This window comes from Lactonifactor sp. BIOML-A5 (assembly GCF_009677585.1).
Lineage (GTDB): Bacteria > Bacillota > Clostridia > Lachnospirales > Lachnospiraceae > Lactonifactor.
The window spans coordinates 1-2582 of record NZ_WKYV01000061.1; the positions used below are offsets into that span (position 1 = coordinate 1).

Genomic DNA, 2582 nt, shown 5'->3' on the forward strand with positions numbered 1-2582 from the left:
TGCAGTCGGCGGACTCCAACGGACGGTTTTGCGGAGCAAAACGGACGCGATGCGGAGCGAGCGGACTAACCTATTATGATTGATTAACTACGGTTCTCTTATAATGATTATTGGCCATCGAAAGGTGGACTAATCATTAAGGAGGATGCCGTATGTTAGATTACAAAAGCATCATTATCAAACGGTACGCACTGAACATGAGCTATAAGGAACTCGCTGAAGAGTTCAGTGCAAGCAAATCCGGAATCAACGACTTCATCCGCGCTTTTGAAAAGTGTGAGAAGTTGTCGTATCCTCTTCCGGATGGGATCACGAATTACGCGATCTATGAACTGGTTTACAGGCATGAACCAGGAACCAACAATCGGAGCGCTGATTATGAACAGCCCGATTTCGCCAGGGTGCATCAGCAGATGGAGGAGCGAAAGAACATGACGCTTGTCTATCTGTGGGGCCGGTATCAGAAGAACTGTGCCGCCAAGGAGGTCAGGCCCTATCAATACCGTCAGTTTTGTGAGCTGTACGCCCGCTGGTGCGACGAGAACTATGAGACCCTGCACATCCAGGCTGTGACCGGCCAGAAGATGGAAGTCGACTTTGCCGGCAAAACATTTGACCTGATCGATAAGCTCACCGGCGAGATAACGGTCATCGTTGTGTTTGTCGCAATACTCCCGTACTCACAGTATATTTATGCGGAAGGGATGATCTCGACTGCGGAACCTCAATGGATCGAGGTAAATAACCACGCTCTTGACTACTTTGGCGGTGTACCGACCATTGTAGTATGCGACAACTGCAAGCAGGCTGTAACTGCCAACAAGGACTGGATCGATCCGGATCTGAATAAGGATTATGCCGCATGGGCAGAACATAATCACACCGTTATTCTGCCGGCCAAGGTCCGCAAACCCAAATGGAAAAGCAGTGTAGAAAACGCTGTGGGTATCCTTGAGAAGGGCTTCTTCCACGACCTTGAGGAAAACCGCTATTTTTCTTTGGAACAGTTCAACCGGGATCTCTGGTCAAAGCTGGATGCATTGAACCATGAAAACTTCACAAAGAAAGATTACAGCAGATACGATCAGTGGATAGAGGAACGGCATGAATTGCTGCCGCTTCCCTCCGTGCATTACGAGTACATGGAGAGAAGGACAGCAAAGGTGTCTGGCGACTTCCACATCCGCTTCGACAATGCTTATTATAGCGTAGATAAGGCGTATCTGCATAAAAGTGTAATGGTTGCGGCTTCTGCCTCTGTAGTCAACATCTACTCCATGAAGGGGGAACTGATCGTCAGCTGGCGCAGGGCATCCCATCGCGGAGAATGGCTCACCAATCCGGCACATCTTCCGGAGAGTTATAAACAAATGTCCGAATGGAATGCGACTTATTTCACCCGGAAAGCTATGACCGTTGGCCCGAATACGGTCAAGGTTATCGAGCACATCCTGAAAAGCCGTGAACATGAAGTCCAGACTTACCGCCTGTGCCTTGGCATACTCAACTACACAAAGAAGTACAGCAAACGTGCACTGGAGGACTGCTGCAGGATGGCGATCGAGACAAACCATATCTCGTATTCCTTTGTCAAGAATTCGATTGCTGCAGTTGCTGAAGAGATCGGCACTGCCGGTTTCAATACAAAGCTTAACGAGAAGCGAAATAAAGGCGCCTTTGTCATGAGCCCTCATGCCGGTGATATAGACCGGCTTCTCACTAAGAGCAGTAAGCTGGCCGGGGAGGTGCGCGATGACGAAGCATGACCGTATTAATGAGCTTGTGGATGAGCTTAATGAGCTGAAACTCTCCAGCATGGCTGCCTCTCTCGACGCATTGTATCACTCCGGATCCTTTGATGAGTTGGATGGTGTGTCACTGCTTGAGCAGGTTGTAGAGCCAGAATACCAAGGCAAGACTTCTCAGCGATTCCAGAACAGGCTGAAACGTGCTCATCTGTCCGGTGGCCCGCAATCGCTGGATAAGTGCAAGGACTCAGCTGAGCGGATTTACCTGCCCTCTGGTATTAACTCGACGCTGTCTTCGCTTGAGTTTATCAGAGAGGGATTGAATGTGTGTATTCTTGGTCCCTCTGACAGCGGTAAATCGTATCTGGCAAAGGCGCTTGGGACCCATGCATGCCTTAATTACAGGGCAATGTATCACCATTGCGAAGAGTTTCTGGAAACAATGGTAGCTCTGAAACAGGCCGACTACACGAAGTATCAGAAGAAGGTTCGATTTTACCTGAATCTTGATCTGTTGATCCTGGATGATTTCCTGCTCCACACCATTACCGATGAGCGCGAGATCAAAGTTCTCTTTGAAGTCATGGAAAAACGTAGTGAATTATCAAGGTGCACGATTGTATGCTCTCAGAGAGAGCCGAACAGCTGGGCTTCGATGATTCTTAATGATGAAGTATCTGCCAATGCGATACTTAAGCGGGCAACGAAGCACTACACAGTAGTGATTCAGCTGAGAAACTAAACGACAAAATCGAGCGTTTTGGGGCGTCCGTTATGATCCGCATAGCGTCCGCTCTGAAACGCATCAGAGTCCGCTGGGCTCCGCAGAATGCA

2 protein-coding genes are annotated in these 2582 nt (G+C 48.9%); both read left to right on the forward strand.

Going from position 1 to position 2582, the window contains the following annotated elements; all coding sequences use genetic code 11:
- The first annotated feature begins 152 nt into the window (after window positions 1-152).
- Entirely contained in the window at window positions 153-1766 is a 1614-nt protein-coding gene (gene istA, locus GKG41_RS22985; RefSeq protein WP_243141090.1) for an IS21 family transposase, read from the forward strand.
- Window positions 1753-2490, forward strand: a complete 738-nt coding sequence (locus tag GKG41_RS22990; RefSeq protein ID WP_154263235.1) for an ATP-binding protein — start codon at window positions 1753-1755, stop codon at window positions 2488-2490. The genes istA and GKG41_RS22990 overlap by 14 nt, the downstream gene beginning before the upstream one ends.
- The last annotated feature ends 92 nt before the right edge of the window (window positions 2491-2582 follow it).